The organism is Citrobacter sp. wls718 (genome assembly GCF_005280945.1).
GTDB classification, from domain to species: domain Bacteria; phylum Pseudomonadota; class Gammaproteobacteria; order Enterobacterales; family Enterobacteriaceae; genus Citrobacter; species Citrobacter gillenii.
This window is the reverse complement of sequence record NZ_SZWV01000034.1, coordinates 103480-123223: the sequence shown is the minus strand read 5'-3', so window position 1 is coordinate 123223 and position 19744 is coordinate 103480. Positions and strand designations below refer to the sequence as shown.

Annotated in this window: 23 protein-coding genes and 1 riboswitch; of the genes, 21 read left to right on the top strand and 2 right to left on the bottom strand. The window is 52.6% G+C overall.

Translation table 11 applies throughout. From position 1 onward, the window contains the following. Positions 1-16: 16 nt before the first annotated feature. Positions 17-192, bottom strand: a riboswitch (cobalamin riboswitch). A gap of 331 nt (positions 193-523) precedes the next feature. Together pocR and pduF are read right to left on the bottom strand one after the other, a co-directional pair. Beyond that, on the bottom strand, positions 524-1435 hold the full coding sequence (pocR, locus tag FDW95_RS06265; protein WP_115258156.1) for a regulatory protein PocR: 912 nt from the start codon (positions 1433-1435) through the stop codon (positions 524-526). Between the two features lie 204 nt (positions 1436-1639). Beyond that, positions 1640-2449 (bottom strand): propanediol diffusion facilitator PduF, encoded by an 810-nt coding sequence (gene pduF / locus FDW95_RS06260; protein WP_096756652.1) that lies wholly within the window; start codon positions 2447-2449, stop codon positions 1640-1642. A gap of 525 nt (positions 2450-2974) precedes the next feature. Here pduF and pduA point away from each other — a divergent pair. From pduA to FDW95_RS06155, 21 genes are all read left to right on the top strand, one after another. Next, positions 2975-3256: a propanediol utilization microcompartment protein PduA gene (gene pduA, locus FDW95_RS06255; protein ID WP_003030255.1), complete on the top strand. Its 282-nt coding sequence runs from the start codon at positions 2975-2977 to the stop codon at positions 3254-3256. Further along, on the top strand, positions 3256-4068 hold the full coding sequence (gene pduB, locus FDW95_RS06250) for a propanediol utilization microcompartment protein PduB (protein ID WP_096756651.1): 813 nt from the start codon (positions 3256-3258) through the stop codon (positions 4066-4068). The genes pduA and pduB overlap by 1 nt, the downstream gene beginning before the upstream one ends. A gap of 18 nt (positions 4069-4086) precedes the next feature. Further along, positions 4087-5751 (top strand): propanediol dehydratase large subunit PduC, encoded by a 1665-nt coding sequence (pduC, locus tag FDW95_RS06245; protein ID WP_096756650.1) that lies wholly within the window; start codon positions 4087-4089, stop codon positions 5749-5751. 10 nt (positions 5752-5761) lie between these two features. Next, positions 5762-6436, top strand: a complete 675-nt coding sequence (pduD, locus tag FDW95_RS06240; RefSeq protein WP_096756649.1) for a propanediol dehydratase medium subunit PduD — start codon at positions 5762-5764, stop codon at positions 6434-6436. Positions 6437-6450: 14 nt separating this feature from the next. After that, the gene (pduE, locus tag FDW95_RS06235) at positions 6451-6969 is read left to right on the top strand and encodes a propanediol dehydratase small subunit PduE (protein WP_115258155.1); all 519 of its coding nucleotides are present in this window, start codon (positions 6451-6453) and stop codon (positions 6967-6969) included. 15 nt (positions 6970-6984) lie between these two features. After that, positions 6985-8817, top strand: a complete 1833-nt coding sequence (locus tag FDW95_RS06230; RefSeq protein WP_115259924.1) for a diol dehydratase reactivase subunit alpha — start codon at positions 6985-6987, stop codon at positions 8815-8817. After that, positions 8807-9157, top strand: coding sequence for a glycerol dehydratase reactivase beta/small subunit family protein (locus tag FDW95_RS06225; protein WP_096756647.1), 351 nt, complete (start codon positions 8807-8809; stop codon positions 9155-9157). Before FDW95_RS06230 ends, FDW95_RS06225 begins: the two co-directional genes overlap by 11 nt. Before the next feature lie 19 nt (positions 9158-9176). Beyond that, entirely contained in the window at positions 9177-9452 is a 276-nt protein-coding gene (gene pduJ / locus FDW95_RS06220; RefSeq protein WP_001057752.1) for a propanediol utilization microcompartment protein PduJ, read from the top strand. 23 nt (positions 9453-9475) lie between these two features. Continuing rightward, positions 9476-9940 (top strand): BMC domain-containing protein, encoded by a 465-nt coding sequence (locus FDW95_RS06215; RefSeq protein ID WP_115258154.1) that lies wholly within the window; start codon positions 9476-9478, stop codon positions 9938-9940. Further along, on the top strand, positions 9940-10572 hold the full coding sequence (locus FDW95_RS06210) for a phosphate propanoyltransferase (protein WP_115258153.1): 633 nt from the start codon (positions 9940-9942) through the stop codon (positions 10570-10572). Before FDW95_RS06215 ends, FDW95_RS06210 begins: the two co-directional genes overlap by 1 nt. After that, complete coding sequence (gene pduM / locus FDW95_RS06205; protein ID WP_115258152.1) at positions 10569-11060, top strand: microcompartment protein PduM; 492 nt, start codon at positions 10569-10571, stop codon at positions 11058-11060. The genes FDW95_RS06210 and pduM overlap by 4 nt, the downstream gene beginning before the upstream one ends. A gap of 3 nt (positions 11061-11063) precedes the next feature. Further along, the gene (locus FDW95_RS06200; protein WP_096756643.1) at positions 11064-11339 is read left to right on the top strand and encodes a EutN/CcmL family microcompartment protein; all 276 of its coding nucleotides are present in this window, start codon (positions 11064-11066) and stop codon (positions 11337-11339) included. A gap of 8 nt (positions 11340-11347) precedes the next feature. Further along, positions 11348-12355 (top strand): two-domain cob(I)yrinic acid a,c-diamide adenosyltransferase PduO, encoded by a 1008-nt coding sequence (gene pduO, locus FDW95_RS06195; protein ID WP_115258151.1) that lies wholly within the window; start codon positions 11348-11350, stop codon positions 12353-12355. Beyond that, positions 12352-13737 (top strand): CoA-acylating propionaldehyde dehydrogenase PduP, encoded by a 1386-nt coding sequence (pduP, locus tag FDW95_RS06190; protein ID WP_137363440.1) that lies wholly within the window; start codon positions 12352-12354, stop codon positions 13735-13737. Before pduO ends, pduP begins: the two co-directional genes overlap by 4 nt. Before the next feature lie 10 nt (positions 13738-13747). Then, positions 13748-14860 (top strand): 1-propanol dehydrogenase PduQ, encoded by a 1113-nt coding sequence (locus tag FDW95_RS06185; RefSeq protein ID WP_115258149.1) that lies wholly within the window; start codon positions 13748-13750, stop codon positions 14858-14860. Continuing rightward, positions 14857-16212 (top strand): cobalamin reductase PduS, encoded by a 1356-nt coding sequence (gene pduS, locus FDW95_RS06180; protein WP_115258148.1) that lies wholly within the window; start codon positions 14857-14859, stop codon positions 16210-16212. The genes FDW95_RS06185 and pduS overlap by 4 nt, the downstream gene beginning before the upstream one ends. A gap of 2 nt (positions 16213-16214) precedes the next feature. Next, on the top strand, positions 16215-16769 hold the full coding sequence (gene pduT, locus FDW95_RS06175) for a propanediol utilization microcompartment protein PduT (RefSeq protein WP_046275683.1): 555 nt from the start codon (positions 16215-16217) through the stop codon (positions 16767-16769). Then, a complete protein-coding gene (pduU, locus tag FDW95_RS06170) occupies positions 16769-17119 on the top strand; it encodes a propanediol utilization microcompartment protein PduU (protein WP_096756638.1) in 351 nt (116 codons plus the stop codon). Before pduT ends, pduU begins: the two co-directional genes overlap by 1 nt. 4 nt (positions 17120-17123) lie before the next feature. Next, positions 17124-17576 carry a propanediol utilization protein PduV gene (gene pduV / locus FDW95_RS06165; protein WP_115258147.1) on the top strand — a complete coding sequence of 151 codons (453 nt, stop codon included), beginning with the start codon at positions 17124-17126 and terminating at the stop codon, positions 17574-17576. Then, positions 17561-18775: an acetate/propionate family kinase gene (locus tag FDW95_RS06160; RefSeq protein ID WP_115258146.1), complete on the top strand. Its 1215-nt coding sequence runs from the start codon at positions 17561-17563 to the stop codon at positions 18773-18775. The genes pduV and FDW95_RS06160 overlap by 16 nt, the downstream gene beginning before the upstream one ends. A gap of 94 nt (positions 18776-18869) precedes the next feature. After that, a complete protein-coding gene (locus tag FDW95_RS06155) occupies positions 18870-19736 on the top strand; it encodes an L-threonine kinase (RefSeq protein WP_115258145.1) in 867 nt (288 codons plus the stop codon). The last annotated feature ends 8 nt before the right edge of the window (positions 19737-19744 follow it).

Sequence of the window (19744 nt, the reverse complement as noted above, 5' to 3'; positions counted from 1 at the left end):
CACTTCCCACCGAAGTTGTTGGTAGTCACTGACAGGCAGGTCTTCTGGCTTAGCGTCATTCTCACCCGTCCTTCCCAATCTCGCGATCAGTGGTCTATACGGGGTCGTCAGCATCACAGCAGCGGGGGCTGCGGGGGATTCTCACCCCCTTCCCTACCACAAACGTGGTAAACCTGTCAGCTCAGGAGCAAATTCTATTAAGCTCCAGGCATGAGATGAATTAACACACCTCATGACAAAAATTCATTTAAATATCTTTTACGCTCATTCAGCCAATGTTATGGCGTCATTCAGCTTATTCTTAAGTTTGCATTCCGTATGAAAGCTTCAATTAATAATAAAGAAAGTCATTCACACAGACACTGTATCTCATCACAAAAATAAAAACTGGTGCAGTTTATCCTTCAGACACTATTACTTTGTTGCGCTATGACAATTTATTGTCTTCTATCCTTATTTTTCATTTTATAATGACGGACATACAATACGATATCAAAAATCGGCAATAGCAAAATATTGCTATTTATGCTGACTCTTCGGACGAAACAACACTAATTTGCTGGCGAAAAGCCTGCGGCGTCACCTGGTATGTCTGGCGGAAAACTTTGCAAAAATAACTGGTTTGCGAAAAGCCTAAATTTCGCGCAATACTGGCAATACTCCAGTCACTATGACAAAGCAACTCTTTAGCACTTGCCATTCGCTGTTGGTTTACCCAGGCATTAAAACCGATCCCCTGATATTTTTTGAACAGCTTGCTGAAATAGTACGGGCTGAGATAAACATGCGAAGCCACCTCCTCGAGACGAAGCTCATCCGACAAATGTGCGTCGATATAGCGCAACGCTTTTTTCATTTTGCTGTCATGCGGAGTCGGGCTACGGGTTGAACGCACCGACTCTGACTGCTGTGGACTGTCTTTAATGACAACGAAATTCAATTGTTTTTTAAGGCAATTTTCAACAATCAACTTCAGCAAATCTGCAGAGGCGATGACGCGAGAATAGTCCATTTCCGGAACATTACGAAATTCATTGAGCAGTTCGGGATCGGCTTGCCAGCGATCATCGACATTCAAAATATCAACCAGGCCTACGTCATTGCTTAAGCGCACCTGACCGCATAAAACAAAACCAACCAAGTGGCCTGCAATCACCAAAGGGATAGAAAAATCGGTAAGGCCAGCATGACAGCGATAAATACACGGCTGATCTGATTTTGATGCTTCAAGGCCCCCACAACGATCGCTCATACGGCATCGCGTGCTGTGCTGCGGATGCTGGCGCATCAACTGGCAGAAAGGGGTAAAATTAAAGAGTTCAGAAATTTCATCACCGTGAATATTGACAACCACAACGGCCAGACTGGTGGCCTGTGCAAAATCCTGTGCGATTTTATTAATGAGTTCTGAGTTCAGGGCGCTCGCAGAAATCATGATAAAACCTCTCAGTTAATTTATTGTTATAAATAAAAACACATTATTTACATTCACTTTTCATCTCGCTATTAGACGCAATGATAAAAGGTGTTAATGGACCATAACAAAAGTCTCCCATTGTGGGGAGACTTTTTAAGCTGTTCAGGAAACCGGATCACGAAATCAGTTTTTGCATTTCAGAAATAAACAATTTCCGTGAAGCTAGTTCTCATTTTCCTCCAGCTTACAAGTATTACACGGTAAATTTTTGCCAATAAAGTAACGATAAATTGCTGCCCCGGCGCACGCGCCGATGATCGGTGCCACAATCGGGACGATAAAGTATGGGATATCGCGTCCCCCCGTCATCGCAACATCTCCCCATCCGGCAAACCAGGCAAACAACTTAGGACCAAAATCACGCGCCGGATTCATGGCAAATCCTGTGAGCGGACCTGTTGATGCACCGATGACGGCAACCAGAATACCAATCAGCAATGGCGCGAGAGGACCTTTAGGCACCCCATTGCCATCGTCCGTCAGCGCCATAATCATACCCATCAGAATGGACGTGATGACCACTTCCACCAGCGCCGCTTGCCATACGCTAAGCGCAGAGGCCGGATAAGTACTAAAAATACTGGCCAGTTGCAGGCTTTCAAGACTGCCACGAACCATATGGTGCGCCGTCTCATATTCAATGAATAAACTGCCGTACAGCAAATAGGCCAGCAACGCGCCGCCAAAGGCACCCGCGACTTGCGCGACCGTATAGGGTAAAACTTTACGCCCAGGGAAACAGGCAAACAGCCACAGAGCGATGGTAATCGCAGGGTTGAGGTGTGCCCCGGATATTCCGGCAGTCAGGTAGACCGCCAGCGAAATCCCAAGACCCCAAATGATGCATATTTCCCATAACCCTAAACTCGCACCGGCCACCTTAAGGGCACTCAGGCATCCAATGCCAAAAAACAGGAACAGCCCGGTACCTAAAAACTCGGCAATGCATTGCGCTTTTAGTGAATCGTTCATTGTGACACCTTCTAAGCAGAGTTCGTGTCTGTACCAGCGGACTCCCTGCTGGCAGTAGAGTACTTCAAGGCTTACTATAAAAAGTGCCGTCGGCAAATTGTTGGCAATCTGAGCACTTCCACCTTTTTAAAATCGTGTAGTGATAACAAATTCTTGCTGTCAGCATTATTAAAACAGCTAACAAAAACGGGCATTAGCCCTATTAAAAACGCATTATAAAAATAATAAAATATTGCCAACAGCAGATTTCTGTTTTCAAACAAACATCACAATTTCATTTCCCCCGCATAGCAAATGATATTTATCGTGTCACTAGAAAAAATGTAAATCTGGTATTGACATAACCAAATTTTCACATCCACAAAATAATAAAAAACATTTAAAAACAATCAGATAAAAGAATATCAAGCAATTTTATATCACCGATCGCTTACTATTTTTTCACTCTCCGTTTCAAGTCAGCCATTCTTTTTCCTCGCTTCTTTTTATAGTCATGAAAATCGGAACAACCCAGGCGAGGTCTTTATGCAACAAGAAGCGTTAGGAATGGTAGAAACCAAAGGCTTAACTGCAGCCATAGAGGCCGCAGATGCAATGGTGAAGTCAGCCAATGTGATGCTGGTCGGCTACGAAAAAATTGGTTCAGGGCTGGTCACCGTGATTGTTCGCGGTGATGTTGGCGCGGTAAAAGCGGCAACAGATGCAGGCGCCGCTGCCGCACGTAATGTGGGTGAAGTGAAAGCCGTACACGTGATCCCACGTCCTCATACCGATGTCGAAAAAATCTTACCGAAGGGAATTAGCTGATGAGCAGCAATGAGCTGGTTGAACAGATCATGGCGCAGGTGATTGCTCGAGTGGCAACGCCAGAACACAAGGCTATCCCTGAAAATAATCTTCCAACACGAGAGACGGCTATGGCAGAGAAAAGCTGCAGTTTAACGGAATTTGTCGGCACCGCGATTGGCGACACCGTCGGTCTGGTGATCGCCAACGTCGACAGCGCCTTACTGGACGCGATGAAGCTTGAAAAACGCTATCGCTCCATTGGCATTCTAGGCGCCCGTACCGGCGCAGGCCCCCATATCATGGCCGCGGATGAAGCGGTAAAAGCCACCAATACTGAAGTGGTGAGCATTGAGCTTCCGCGAGATACCAAAGGCGGAGCAGGCCACGGTTCACTGATTATCCTCGGCGGCAACGATGTTTCCGACGTAAAACGCGGAATTGAAGTCGCGCTGAAAGAACTGGATCGCACATTTGGTGATGTCTACGCCAATGAAGCCGGTCACATCGAAATGCAATACACCGCACGTGCCAGCTATGCGCTGGAAAAAGCCTTCGGCGCACCCATTGGTCGTGCCTGTGGTGTGATCGTCGGCGCACCGGCATCTGTTGGTGTACTGATGGCCGATACCGCACTGAAATCGGCCAACGTCGAAGTGGTGGCTTATAGCTCCCCTGCCCATGGTACCAGCTTCAGTAACGAAGCCATTCTGGTTATTTCCGGTGACTCTGGCGCCGTACGTCAGGCCGTCATCTCCGCGCGCGAAATCGGTAAAACCGTGCTTGCGACCCTCGGCTCAGAACCGAAAAACGATCGTCCGTCCTACATCTGATACCCGTGAGGCTGATTCATGAGATCGAAAAGATTTGAAGCACTGGCGAAACGCCCTGTGAATCAGGACGGCTTCGTTAAGGAGTGGATCGAAGAAGGCTTCATTGCGATGGAAAGCCCGAACGACCCAAAACCGTCCATAAAAATCGTTAACGGTATGGTCACCGAACTGGATGGTAAAGCCGCCAGTGAATTTGATTTGATAGACCATTTCATTGCCCGCTACGGTATTAATCTGGCGCGCGCTGAAGAAGTGATGGCGATGGACTCGGTCAAACTCGCCAATATGCTCTGCGATCCTAATGTGAAACGCAAAGACATCGTTCCGCTGACCACCGCGATGACACCGGCAAAAATTGTCGAAGTGGTTTCGCATATGAACGTCGTCGAAATGATGATGTCGATGCAGAAAATGCGCGCCCGCAGAACCCCTTCTCAACAAGCGCACGTCACCAACGTTAAAGACAACCCGGTGCAGATTGCGGCCGATGCAGCAGAAGGCGCATGGCGTGGATTTGACGAGCAGGAAACAACCGTTGCCGTGGCACGCTATGCCCCGTTTAACGCTATTGCTCTGCTGGTCGGTTCACAGGTTGGGCGTCCCGGCGTATTAACCCAGTGCTCACTGGAAGAAGCCACCGAACTCAAACTCGGCATGTTAGGCCACACCTGCTATGCAGAAACGATTTCCGTGTACGGTACTGAGCCGGTCTTTACCGATGGTGACGATACCCCATGGTCAAAAGGCTTCCTGGCCTCTTCTTATGCCTCACGCGGTCTGAAAATGCGCTTTACCTCAGGCTCAGGCTCAGAAGTGCAGATGGGTTATGCAGAAGGCAAATCCATGTTGTATCTGGAAGCCCGCTGCATTTACATCACCAAAGCCGCTGGCGTGCAGGGTTTACAGAACGGATCCGTTAGCTGCATCGGCGTCCCTTCCGCCGTACCGTCAGGTATCCGCGCAGTGCTGGCAGAAAACCTGATCTGCTCGTCACTGGATCTCGAATGCGCCTCCAGTAACGACCAAACCTTTACCCACTCGGATATGCGCCGTACCGCGCGTTTGCTGATGCAATTCCTGCCAGGAACTGACTTCATCTCTTCCGGCTATTCCGCCGTGCCGAACTACGACAACATGTTTGCAGGCTCTAACGAAGATGCCGAAGACTTTGACGACTACAACGTTCTCCAGCGTGACCTGAAAGTCGACGGGGGTTTGCGTCCGGTGCGTGAAGAAGACGTCATCGCCATTCGTAACAAAGCGGCCCGCGCACTGCAGGCAGTGTTTGCTGGCATGGGATTGCCACCCATCACCGATGAAGAAGTTGAAGCCGCGACTTACGCCCACGGTTCGAAAGATATGCCAGAACGCAACATCGTTGAAGACATTAAGTTTGCGCAAGAGATCATCAGCAAAAACCGCAACGGACTGGAAGTGGTGAAAGCCCTGGCCCAGGGCGGATTTACCGATGTTGCTCAGGATATGCTCAACATCCAGAAAGCCAAGTTAACCGGAGACTATCTGCATACCTCCGCCATTATCGTCGGCGACGGACAGGTGCTTTCCGCGGTGAATGACGTCAACGATTATGCCGGTCCGGCAACAGGTTATCGCCTGCAAGGCGAACGCTGGGAAGAAATTAAAAACATCCCCGGCGCACTTGATCCCAACGAGCTTGGCTAAGGGGTGAACTATGGAAATCAATGAAAAGCTACTGCGCCAGATAATTGAAGATGTGCTGTCTGAAATGCAGACCAGCGATAAGCCTGTTTCTTTCCGCTCGTCTGCCGCGGCAACCGCACCGCAGATGGCAACCGCGCCAGGTGACAGTTTTCTGACCGAAATTGGCGAAGCCAAACAGGGCCAGCAGCAGGATGAAGTGATTATTGCCGTTGGTCCGGCGTTTGGGCTCTCGCAGACCGTCAATATCGTCGGTATTCCGCACAAGAATATTTTGCGCGAAGTGATCGCGGGTATTGAAGAAGAAGGCATTAAAGCACGCGTCATCCGCTGCTTTAAATCCTCCGATGTGGCGTTTGTCGCCGTGGAAGGTAACCGTCTGAGTGGTTCCGGTATTTCAATCGGCATCCAGTCCAAAGGCACCACGGTTATCCACCAGCAGGGGTTACCGCCGCTTTCTAACCTGGAGCTGTTCCCTCAGGCCCCACTCCTGACGCTGGAAACCTACCGTCAGATTGGTAAGAACGCCGCGCGTTACGCCAAGCGTGAATCTCCACAACCGGTCCCGACGTTGAATGATCAGATGGCGCGTCCGAAGTACCAGGCGAAATCAGCCATTCTGCACATTAAAGAGACCAAATACGTCGTGACGGGCAAAAACCCGCAGGAACTGCGCGTGGCGCTTTGATAAAGGATAACTCCATGAATACCGACGCAATTGAATCGATGGTTCGGGATGTGTTGAGCCGAATGAACAGTCTGCAGGGAGAGACCGTCACTCCAGCCGCGACTGGTTCATCAGCGCATACCGCGAAAGTGACGGATTACCCGCTCGCCAATAAACACCCTGAGTGGGTAAAAACCGCCACCAATAAAACGCTGGATGACTTCACGCTCGAAAATGTGCTGAGCAATAAGGTCACCGCACAGGATATGCGTATCACACCAGAAACGCTGCGCATTCAGGCGGATATCGCCAAAGATGCCGGACGTGACAGGCTGGCGATGAACTTTGAACGTGCCGCAGAACTGACCGCGGTGCCTGACGATCGCATCCTTGAGATCTACAACGCCCTGCGCCCATACCGCTCAACCAAAGACGAGCTGATGGCCATCGCCGACGATCTCGAAAATCGTTATCAGGCAAAGATTTGCGCAGCCTTCGTGCGTGAAGCAGCCGTGCTGTACGTCGAACGTAAGAAACTCAAAGGTGACGATTAATTTTAGGGAAAAATGATGCGATATATAGCTGGCATTGACATAGGCAACTCATCAACAGAAGTCGCTCTCGCGACTCTGGATGACGCTGGCACGCTGAGCATTACAACCAGCGCACTGGCAGAAACGACTGGAATTAAGGGCACGTTACGTAATGTGTTTGGTATTCAGGAGGCGCTTACGCTTGCAGCAAAAAATGCAGGCATCAATGTCAGCGATATTTCGCTCATCCGTATTAACGAAGCCACGCCGGTCATTGGTGATGTGGCGATGGAGACGATCACCGAAACCATCATCACCGAGTCAACCATGATCGGCCACAACCCTAAAACGCCTGGTGGGGTCGGGTTAGGTGTTGGCGTCACAATTACGCCGGAAGAGTTGTTGACCCGTCCGGCGGATATGCCTTATATCCTGGTGGTGTCATCGGCATTCGATTTTGCCGATGTCGCCACCATGATTAATGCCTCCGTTCGCGCCGGATATCAGCTAACCGGCGTTATTTTGCAACAGGACGATGGCGTGCTGGTCAGCAACCGTCTTACTACGCCGCTGCCCATCGTCGACGAAGTGCGCTATATCGATCGGATCCCGTTAGGGATGCTGGCGGCCATTGAGGTCGCCATCCCCGGAAAGGTGATTGAAACGCTCTCTAATCCTTACGGGATTGCGACTGTTTTTAACCTGAATGCGGACGAGACCAAAAATATTGTCCCTATGGCACGTGCCCTGATTGGTAACCGCTCAGCGGTCGTCGTGAAAACACCGTCGGGCGATGTAAAAGCGCGAGCCATTCCTGCCGGAAACCTCGAACTCCAGTCGCAAGGACGTACTGTTCGCGTCGACGTTGCCGCAGGCGCGGAAGCCATTATGAAGGCGGTAGGCGAATGCCCACGGCTTGATAACGTTATCGGCGAAGCAGGAACCAATATTGGCGGCATGCTGGAACATGTACGCCAGACCATGGCGGAGTTAACCAACAAGCCCAGCCATGAAATCTTCATCCAGGATTTATTGGCAGTTGATACCTCCGTTCCCGTCAGCGTGACGGGGGGACTCGCCGGAGAGTTCTCGCTGGAACAGGCGGTGGGTATTGCCTCAATGGTGAAATCAGATCGCCTGCAAATGGCGATGATAGCCCAGGAGATCACGCAAAAGCTCAACATCGACGTTCAGGTAGGCGGCGCTGAAGCCGAAGCGGCCATCATGGGTGCCCTCACTACGCCGGGCACGACGCGTCCGCTGGCCATTCTGGATCTCGGCGCAGGTTCCACTGACGCCTCTATCATTAATCCAAAAGGCGAAATTATTGCCACACACCTGGCGGGTGCGGGCGATATGGTCACGATGATTATTGCCCGTGAACTGGGACTGGAAGATCGCTACCTCGCCGAGGAGATCAAAAAATATCCGCTGGCGAAAGTAGAAAGCCTGTTCCACCTTCGCCACGAAGATGGCAGCGTTCAGTTCTTTCCTTCTCCCCTGCCGCCAACGGTATTCGCCCGGGTCTGTGTGGTGAAACCCGATGAACTGGTGCCATTACCTGGGGACCTGGCTCTGGAGAAAGTTCGCGTCATTCGCCGCAGCGCCAAGGAACGCGTTTTTGTCACCAATGCGCTGAGAGCGCTTCGTCAGGTTAGCCCCACAGGAAATATTCGCGACATCCCGTTTGTGGTTCTGGTTGGTGGCTCTTCTCTGGACTTCGAAGTTCCACAGCTGGTAACGGATGCGCTGGCGCACTACCGCCTGGTTGCGGGGCGCGGCAATATTCGCGGTACCGAAGGCCCACGAAATGCTGTCGCAACTGGGCTTATCCTCTCCTGGTACAAGGCATTTGCTCATGGAAAGTAACCTCAGCGCACCGGCTATCGTGATCTTCACCCTGGGAGAGGACATGTCACTCTGGAATGACGTCCTGCTGGGTATTGAAGAAGAAGGGATCCCCTTTGTGGTTCAGGAGAGCCATTCCGCCGACATCATCCACAGCGCATGGCTGGCGGCATGTCAGTCACCGCTGCTCGTCGGCATTGGATGTAACCGGGAACAACTGGTTGTGCACTACAAAAATTTACCGACCTCAGCGCCACTTTTTACGCTGACGTATCAACAAGATAGCCACGCTCGTCGGCGCATCGGCAATAACGCTGCGCGGCTGGTTAAAGGCATCCCCTTCCGGGAATGCCACTCATAATCCACAGGAGAAAAGCAGTATGAATAACGCACTGGGACTGGTTGAAACAAAAGGGCTTGTCGGCGCTATTGAAGCCGCTGATGCCATGGTGAAATCCGCTAACGTGCAGTTGGTTGGTTACGAAAAAATTGGCTCGGGCCTTATCACCGTCATGGTTCGTGGGGATGTCGGCGCGGTTAAAGCTGCTGTAGACGCTGGCAGCGCTGCCGCCAGCGCCGTTGGCGAGGTGAAATCCTGCCACGTCATCCCGCGTCCACACAGCGACGTCGAAGCCATTTTACCTAAATCCGCTTAAACCGTTGCAACAAGGAGCACAGCGTGAAGCAATCACTGGGATTACTTGAAGTTAGTGGTCTGGCATTAGCCATCAGTTGCGCGGATGTCATGGCGAAAGCCGCCTCCATCACGCTGGTGGGCCTCGAAAAAACCAACGGCTCAGGCTGGACGGTGATCAAAATCATCGGGGATGTGGCCTCCGTGCAGGCGGCCATTTCCACCGGTGCGAGCTTTGCAGACCAGCGGGAAGGTCTGGTTGCGCACAAAGTCATTTCCAGACCCGGGGAAGGCATCCTTTTGCACAGCGTCGTTTCGACGCCTGAGCCCATCCCTGAACCCACACCTGTCGAGGTGGAAGTACAGGTGGTTGTGGAAAGTGAATTACCCGAAGCACCACAAGATACAGACCTGATTAGCTGCAATCTGTGTCTCGACCCTGCCTGTCCGCGCCAGAAGGGAGAGCCTCGCTCACTCTGCCTGCATTCTGGTAAACGAGGTGAAGCGTAATGGATAAACAGCAACTGGAGACTACGGTCAGTAAAGTACTGGATGAAATGCGCGAGCGCCCTATTCCACTGGGGATCTCTAATCGTCATATCCATCTTTGTGCTGAAGATTACGCTCGTTTGTTTCCCAATCAGCCCATCAGCGAGAAAAAAGGTCTGCTGCAGCCTGGACAATATGCCGCAGATCAGACCGTTACGCTGGTGGGTCCAAAAGGCCAGCTAAAAAATGTGCGTTTGCTGGGACCGCTGCGTAGCACCAGCCAGGTAGAAATCTCCCGCACCGACGCCCGCACGCTGGGTATCGCTGCGCCGTTGCGTATGTCCGGCAATATTCAGGGAACGCCGGGCATTCGCCTGGTGAGTCCTTTTGCTGAACTGGATATCTCATGCGGAGTGATTGTCGCCCAGCGGCACATTCATATGTCACCGCTTGATGCGCTGATCCTACGCGTGTCACATGGCGATAAAGTCTCCGTCGCCATCAATGGAGATGAACGCAGACTGATCTTCGATAACGTTGCCGTTCGCGTATCGCCGGATATGCGTCTTGAAATGCATATCGACACTGACGAAGCCAATGCTGCAGGGGCGGATAGCCCACAGGCATTCGCCACGCTGGTGAGCTCACGATGAACAATGAACTGCTGCAACGCATCATCGGGGAGGTCGTCTCCCGATTACAAAAACGCGCGGACAGTTCGCTCTCTCTGAGCGTCGCGCAGTTACGGGAAGCCGATCCCCGGGCGCTGGTTTGTCAGTACTCCGCTCTGATTATCGAGCACGCTGATTTACCGCTGCTGGCGCATATTGCGCAACACGATTCATCCGATGTTTCAGCGATCACTCTCCACGAGGCCCTGGCCTGTGGCGTTCGCGTGAAGATATCGCTGCAGCATCAATTGCTACCGGCGATCCCCGTACGAAAACTCGCGCGACTGCCGCTGGAGTTCAGTGATGAACGCGGGCAAACCATCATTCTGCATCCCGAGACGCTTTTAAGTTATGCCGATGTAGCCCGATTACAAGGTGGGTTTCTGGTGTTACGCCGTCGATGTGTTGTGACCGCACTGGCAAAAGAAACCGTCAGTATGCGCAATATCCAATTAATTAAGCAGGAGTGAACCATGCATCTGGCACGCGTTACAGGCGTCGTGGTATCCACGCAAAAATCACCGTCACTGGTTGGAAAAAAACTGTTACTGGTACGTCGGGTAACAGCCGACGGCGAACTACCGCAATCGCCAACAGCGGGTGACGAGGTCGCAGTTGACTCAGTAGGTGCCGGTACCGGTGAGCTGGTTTTACTCAGCAGCGGCTCCAGCGCCAGACACGTTTTTAGCGGCCCCAATGAGGCTATCGATCTGGCCATCGTTGGCATTGTCGACACGCTTTCTCGCTAGGAGGAACTATGGCGATTTATACCCGAACAGGCGATGCCGGTACGACAGCGCTCTTTAGCGGACAGCGCGTCAGTAAAACACACCCGCGCGTTGAGGCTTACGGCACGCTGGATGAACTCAACGCGGCGCTGAGCCTATGCGTCTGCGCGGCACAAAGCCTGCAACACCGTGTGTTACTTGAAGAAATTCAGTTACAGCTGTTTTGGTTCAGTGCCGAACTGGCCAGTGAAAGCGAACAGCCCACGCCCTCCCAACGCTACATCAGCTCGGAGGACATTGCAGCACTTGAGGCTGCCATCGATACCGCGATGGCGCGAGTGCCTCCCCTGCACAGTTTTATTTTGCCCGGACGCTGTGAAGCCGCCAGCCGTCTGCACTTCGCCCGCACGCTTGCCCGTCGCGCTGAAAGACGGCTTGTCGAACTCTCCACAGATGCCTCCATCCGACAGGTACTGATGCGCTATATCAACCGCCTGTCCGATTGCTTATATGCGCTCGCCAGGTCTGAAGATTATGACGCGCACCAAAACACGCTCATTCAGAAGGTGGCTGAGCGTTACGTGGCAGCGACCCAGACATCGGCAGTTCAGGAGTCTGCTATGTCATTGTCATTTCAGGAACTCCATCAGCTTACGCGTACGGCGGTAGCGCGTGCACAAGCACTCAAAGTTCCGGTTGTCATCAGCATTGTGGATGCAAACGGCACACAAACAGTGACCTGGCGCATGCCCGATGCCCTGCTCGTCAGTAGCGAGCTGGCACCGAAAAAAGCGTGGACCGCCGTGGCGATGAAAACCGCCACCCATGAACTGAGCTCAGCGGTGCAACCGGGCGCTGCACTTTACGGTCTGGAAAGCCATATGCAGGGAAAAGTCGTCACGTTTGGTGGCGGATACGCACTATGGCGAGAAGGTTTACTCCTTGGGGGTCTTGGCATCAGCGGAGGAAGCGTTGAGCAGGATATGGACATTGCAGAAACCGCCATTGCGGCGATTAACGTGAGAACACATCAATGAATACGTCAGAACTTGAAACCCTTATCCGCACTATTTTGACTGAACAGCTCGAACCGGCAAAAGCAGAGATAAAGGGTGGCGGTATTTTTCCATCCGTCGGTGAAGCAATCGATGCCGCGCATCAGGCCTTTTTACGTTATCAGCAATGCCCACTGAAAACCCGTAGTGCCATTATTAGCGCTCTGCGGGAAGAACTGACACCTCATCTGGCCTCGTTGGCGGCAGAAAGCGCAACCGAAACGGGAATGGGCAACAAAGAAGATAAATTTCTCAAAAATAAAGCCGCGCTGGATAACACCCCCGGTATTGAAGATCTAACCACAACCGCCCTCACCGGTGATGGCGGCATGGTGCTATTTGAATATTCCCCCTTTGGCGTAATGGGTTCCGTTGCTCCTAGCACCAACCCAACGGAAACCATTATTAACAACAGCATCAGTATGTTAGCTGCGGGGAATAGCGTTTACTTCAGCCCGCACCCGGGCGCTAAAGTGGTTTCACTCAAGCTGATTGCCATGATTGAAGATATTGCCTTCCGCTGCTGCGGGATCCGAAATCTTGTTGTCACAGTCACAGAACCCACTTTTGAAGCTACCCAGCAGATGATGGCGCACCCTAAAATCGCAGTTCTGGCGATTACCGGTGGCCCGGGCATTGTGGCTATGGGTATGAAAAGCGGGAAAAAAGTCATTGGTGCCGGTGCCGGGAACCCCCCCTGCATCGTTGATGAAACCGCCGATCTGGTTAAGGCCGCGGAAGACATCATCAACGGCGCATCGTTTGATTACAATCTGCCCTGCATTGCAGAGAAAAGCCTAATTGTTGTCGAAGCGGTTGCCGAACGACTGATTCAACAAATGCAGTCTTTTGGGGCGTTGCTGCTAAACAGCGAAGAAGTGGACAAACTACGCGCCACCTGTCTGCCAGAGGGAATGGCGAATAAGAAACTTGTCGGAAAAAGCCCGGCAACGTTACTGGAAGCGGCAGGTATACCCGTTCCAACAAAAGCGCCTCGTCTGTTGATAGGCGTCGTCAAGGCTGACGATGCGTGGGTTACCAGCGAACAGTTGATGCCCATGCTCCCTGTCGTGACGGTTAACGATTTTGACAGTGCGCTAACGTTGGCGCTGAAGGTTGAAGAGGGACTGCACCATACTGCCATTATGCACTCGCAAAATGTGTCGCGTTTGAATCTTGCTGCTCGCACGTTGCAAACGTCTATTTTTGTGAAAAATGGCCCCTCTTACGCCGGTATTGGCGTCGGCGGCGAAGGTTTCACCACCTTTACCATCGCCACTCCAACCGGTGAAGGGACAACGTCTGCGCGAACGTTTGCACGTTCTCGTCGTTGCGTGCTGACCAACGGTTTTTCTATCCGCTAATGAGGCCGTAATGAATAGCTTTTCACTGCAAACTCGATTGTACAGCGGCCAGGGCAGTTTGAGCGTGCTCAAACGCTTCACGAATAAGCATATCTGGATTATTTGCGATGGTTTTCTTGCGCGTTCGCCGCTGATTGCAACGCTGCGCGATGCGTTACCTGCGGATAATCGCATTAGCGTGTTCAGTGATATCACACCCGATCCCACCATCAATACGGTAGTACAAGGGATTGCGCAAATGCAGTCCCTGCGACCGGATGTGGTGATTGGCTTTGGTGGAGGGTCGGCGCTTGATGCAGCGAAAGCGATTGTCTGGTTCAGCCGTCAGTTTGGCATCGAAATCGAAACCTGTGTAGCCATCCCCACCACCAGCGGCACAGGCTCTGAAGTGACCAGCGCCTGCGTGATCGGCGATCCGGAGAAAGGCATTAAATATCCGTTATTTAATAATGCCCTCTACCCGGATATGGCGATCCTTGACCCAATGCTGGTGGTCAGCGTACCGCCTGCCATCACCGCCAATACCGGAATGGACGTGCTGACGCATGCGCTTGAAGCGTACGTCTCCACCAAGGCCAGCGACTTCACTGACGCCCTGGCTGAAAAAGCAGCGCAAATTGTCTTCCAGTATCTGCCCATCGCCGTCAGCAAAGGCGATTGCCTGGCTACCCGAGGAAAAATGCACAACGCCTCAACCCTCGCGGGGATGGCGTTTAGCCAGGCTGGTCTTGGAATTAACCATGCCATAGCGCATCAGCTTGGCGGTCAGTTTCATCTGCCGCACGGCCTTGCTAACGCACTACTCCTGACCTCTGTGATTCACTTTAATGCCCGCGATCCCAGGGCCACAAAACGGTATGCCCGCTTCGCGAAGGCCTGCCACTTATGCCCTGATAACGCAAACGATACGGCGGCACTCAATGCGCTAATTCATCATATTGAGCAACTCAAAAAACAGTGTGCGTTACCCTCTTTCACAGACGCGCTCAAAGACGGAAAGCAAACCTGGTCACAGCGTATTCCCTCGATGGTTCAGGCGGCTCTGGCGGATGCCACGCTGCAAACGAATCCCCGCGATGCTGATGCCGCTGCCATCCAGGAACTGCTTGAGGAATTATTATGAATACAGCCATGACGGCTGAACCCATTTGTTATGATGCTCAGACAATACGCGATCGCGTGCGCGCTGCAGGTGTAGTGGGAGCCGGTGGTGCCGGCTTTCCTGCCCATGTCAAACTGCAGGCGCAGGTCGATACGTTTCTGGTCAATGCTGCAGAATGCGAGCCGATGCTGAAGGTTGATCAGCAATTAATGGCCGTGCAGGCGGCCCGACTGATACGCGGCGTGCAGTATGCCATGAAGACCACTGGCGCCAGCGCCGGCATTATCGCCCTTAAAGAAAAATATCAGAAAGCCATCAGTGCGTTAACACCTCTCCTGCCCGCCGATATCAGGTTACACATTTTGCCTGATGTCTACCCGGCTGGCGATGAAGTGCTGACAATCTGGATGGCAACCGGACGGCGGGTGCCTCCTGCTGCTCTCCCGGTTAGTGTGGGCGTGGTGGTCAATAACGTCCAGACCGTGCTTAACATTGCACGAGCCGTTGAACAGCAGTTCCCCGTTACGCGTCGTACATTAACCGTCAATGGCGCAGTTGCCCGGCCGGTTACCCTGACCGTGCCTGTCGGTATGTCGCTGCGTGAAGTGCTGGCACTGGCTGGCGGCGCTACCGTCGATGACCCCGGATTTATTAACGGCGGTCCGATGATGGGCGGTCTGATTACTTCTCTGGATACGCCAGTCAGTAAAACGACCGGTGGCCTGCTGGTACTACCGAAATCCCATGCGCTGATCCAGCGACGAATGCAGGATGAACGGACCGTGCTCTCAGTTGCCAAAACCGTCTGCGAGCAGTGCCGCTTGTGCACGGATCTGTGTCCACGACACTTGATTGGTCATGAACTCTCACCACATTTGCTGGTTCGCGCGGTCAACTATCAGCAGGCCGCCACACCGCAATTACTGCTCACCGCCCTGACTTGCTCAGAATGCAACGTCTGTGAAAGCGTGGCCTGTCCGGTGGGGATTTCTCCGATGCGCATTAACCGCATGCTCAAACGCGAGCTACGTGCGCTCAATCATCGTTATGAAGGCCCGTTAAACCCTGAAGATGAAATGGCGAAGTACCGTCTGGTTCCGGTGAAACGGCTTATTACCAAACTGGGTCTCAGTGACTGGTATCACGATGCGCCATTAGACCAGACAGATCATCCCACTGAAAAAACAACGTTGTTGTTACGCCAGCATATTGGTGCCAGTGCCATTCCTTGTGTGCAAAAAGGGGAGCGCGTTGTGCGCGGCCAATGTGTTGCAGAGATCCCCGAGGGCGCATTAGGTGCGCAGGTTCACGCCAGTATTGACGGTATTGTCAGCGAAATCACAGATCAGTCCATCACGGTAATAAGAGGTTAACCATGTCTCAGGCTATAGGGATTTTAGAACTCACCAGCATTGCCAAAGGAATGGAAGCCGGCGATGCGATGCTGAAAAGCGCTAATGTGAATTTGCTGGTCAGTAAAACCATCTGCCCGGGAAAATTTTTGCTGATGCTGGGTGGTGACGTTGGCGCAATACAGCAGGCCATTGCCACAGGAACCTCACTTGCTGGAGATATGCTCGTCGACAGCCTGGTCCTGCCTAACATTCATGCCAGCGTTCTGCCGGCGATCAGTGGACTCAATAGTGTAGATAAACGTCAGGCGGTAGGGATTGTTGAAACCTGGAGCGTTGCGGCTTGTATTTGTGCCGCCGACCGCGCGGTAAAAGCCTCCAATGTCACGCTGGTAAGAGTGCATATGGCGTTTGGTATTGGCGGTAAGTGCTACATGGTTGTCGCGGGCGATGTTTCCGATGTGAATAACGCCGTGACGGTCGCCAGCGAAAGTGCTGGTGAAAAAGGTCTGCTGGTCTATCGCTCGGTGATCCCACGTCCGCATGAAAGCATGTGGCGCCAAATGGTGGAGGGGTGATGGAAATGCAGCCGACGACGGATCGTATGATTCAGGAATATGTGCCCGGAAAACAGGTCACACTGGCGCATCTTATTGCTAATCCTGGTAAAGATTTGTTCAAGAAACTTGGCTTGCAGGATTCAGTCTCGGCGATTGGCATTTTAACTATTACGCCCAGCGAAGCCTCCATTATCGCCTGTGATATCGCCACTAAATCGGGTGCAGTAGAGATTGGTTTTCTGGACCGCTTTACCGGCGCAGTCGTATTAACCGGTGATGTTTCGGCCGTTGAGTACGCGCTGAAACAAGTTACCCGCACGCTGGGCGAAATGATGCGTTTTACCGCCTGCCCGATTACGCGGACATGACGTAATGAAACGCATCATGTTCATTGGACCCAGCCAAAGTGGGAAAACATCGCTCACCCAGTGTATGCGTGGCGAAGCGCTTCATTATCAGAAAACCCAGGCTATCGTCTGGTCTCCCACGGCGATAGACACACCTGGGGAATATCTGGAGAACCGCTGCCTGTACAGTGCGCTGCTGGTCAGCGCCTGTGAAGCCGACGTTATCGCGCTGGTGCTCAACGCTGACGCGCCCTGGTCACCTTTTTCTCCTGGATTTACCGGCCCCATGAACCGGCCCGTTATCGGTCTGGTGACCAAAGCCGATTTAGCTAACCCGCAGCAGATTGCCCTCGTCGAGGGTTGGTTGAGGCAGGCCGGGGCGCAAAACGTTTTTATTACCAGCGCGGTGAACAATACCGGCGTTGATGAGATGTTCAATTTTCTGCACGCAAAGGAACCGTCATGTCTCACAAAATAATGGCCATTAATGCAGGCAGCTCTTCTCTGAAGTTTCAGTTACTGGCGATGCCGCAGGGCGAGATGCTCTGTCAGGGGCTGCTCGAGCGCATCGGGATGCCTGATGCAAAGGTCACGATAAAAACCCCGGTGCAAAAATGGCAGGAAACACTGCCGATTGCCGATCACCGTGAAGCGGTAACGCTGTTACTGGAAAAACTGCTCAGTCACAGCATCATTAATAGCTTACAAGACATCGACGGTGTTGGGCATCGCGTCGCACACGGCGGAGAATCCTTTAAAGATTCAGTTTTAGTCACCGATGAATCGCTGGCAGAAATAGAACGTCTGGCAGAACTGGCTCCGTTGCATAACCCGGTTAATGCGCTGGGTATTGTTGTTTTTCGCCAACTGTTACCGGCGACACCTGCTGTAGCAGTTTTCGATACGGCCTTCCATCAGACGCTCGACGAGCCTTCTTTTATTTATCCCCTGCCCTGGCGTTATTATTCGGAGCTGGGTATTCGTCGCTACGGCTTCCATGGTACCAGCCACAAGTACGTCAGCCATACGCTGGCTGAAAAGCTGGGTGTGCCGCTCAGCGCTCTGCGAGTTGTGTGTTGCCATCTGGGCAACGGCAGCAGCATCTGCGCCATCAAGGGCGGACAATCCGTTAATACGTCAATGGGCTTTACCCCACAGTCTGGTGTGATGATGGGCACCCGTAGCGGCGACATCGATCCGTCCATTTTACCGTGGATTGCCCAACGAGAAGGTAAAACACCACAGCAGCTAAATCAGCTACTCAACAACGAGTCGGGGTTACTTGGCGTATCCGGCATATCTCCTGACTACCGTGACGTGGAACAGGCGGCTGATAGCGGAAACCGTCAGGCAGCGCTGGCGCTGACGCTGTTTGCCGAACGAATTCGTGCCACCATTGGCAGCTACATTATGCAAATGGGCGGTCTGGATGCGCTGGTGTTTACCGGTGGTATCGGCGAAAACTCTGCTCGTGCCCGGGCAGCAATTTGCCACAACCTCAATTTCTTAGGGCTGGCGGTAGATGAAGACAAAAACCAACGTAATGCGACCTTTATTCAAACAGAAAACGCGATGGTCAAAGTGGCCGTCATCAATACCAACGAAGAGCTGATGATCGCGCAAGACGTAATGCGTATAGCGATTGCAGAAACTGTGACGCTGAGCATTCCCGCTTAACACTGCTGTGCCGCAGATTGCGGCACATCATGGTAATAGCGCGATCGCCATGACACTATGCGCCGAAGATTGCTAATCACAAAGGTGAAAAGACGTGGCTGTTGCGCAATGCCCCGCATCATGCGGAGAACTTATCCAGGGCTGGATTCTAGGCAGCGAGAAATTGGTCTCCTGCCCGGTTGAATGGTACAGCACCGTTGAAGTCAGCTCCGGATCGCCGCTTGCCGATGAGCGGCCTCTTTCACGGTCGATGGTTGACCGCTTGTTGCAGCACTGGCAATATCCGGCACATGTCAGTCAGGATATTCGTATTGATATCCACTCCACGATCCCCATCGCCAAAGGGATGGCCAGCAGTACGGCAGATATTGCCGCCACCGCCATCGCTACCGCCCACCATCTGGGCCATCAGTTAGATGAAGCCACGTTAGCGCAGCTTTGCGTTTCGCTCGAACCTACCGACAGCACCGTTTTTCGCCAGTTAACGCTTTTTGATCATAACGACGCATCCACTCAGATCGCCTGCGAAGCGCAGCCCCACCTCGACCTGCTGGTTCTCGAAAGCCCGGAAACGTTACGCACGGCAGACTATCACCGGATCCCGCGCCAGGCTGGGTTACAGGCAGGCGCACCTGCCCTCAAACGAGCTTGGGAAAAAGTGCAGGAAGCTTGCTCAAGTCAAAACCCGTACCGGATGGGCGAAGCGGCCACGCTAAGCGCCATTGCCAGCCAGATGTTGTTGCCAAAACCGGATTTCGATTCGTTATTATCGCTGGTTGAAGAATGTGATTTATACGGTGTGAACGTTGCCCACAGCGGCAGCGTGGTTGGCCTGATGCTGGACAGAACGCGTCATGACATTGACTACATCAAATGGATGCTAGTGCAGAAAAAACTGACTACACACTGGCCGGAACAGCATTTGCTACGGATGGTAACGGGCGGGGTTGAATTACAGTAGGGACGATA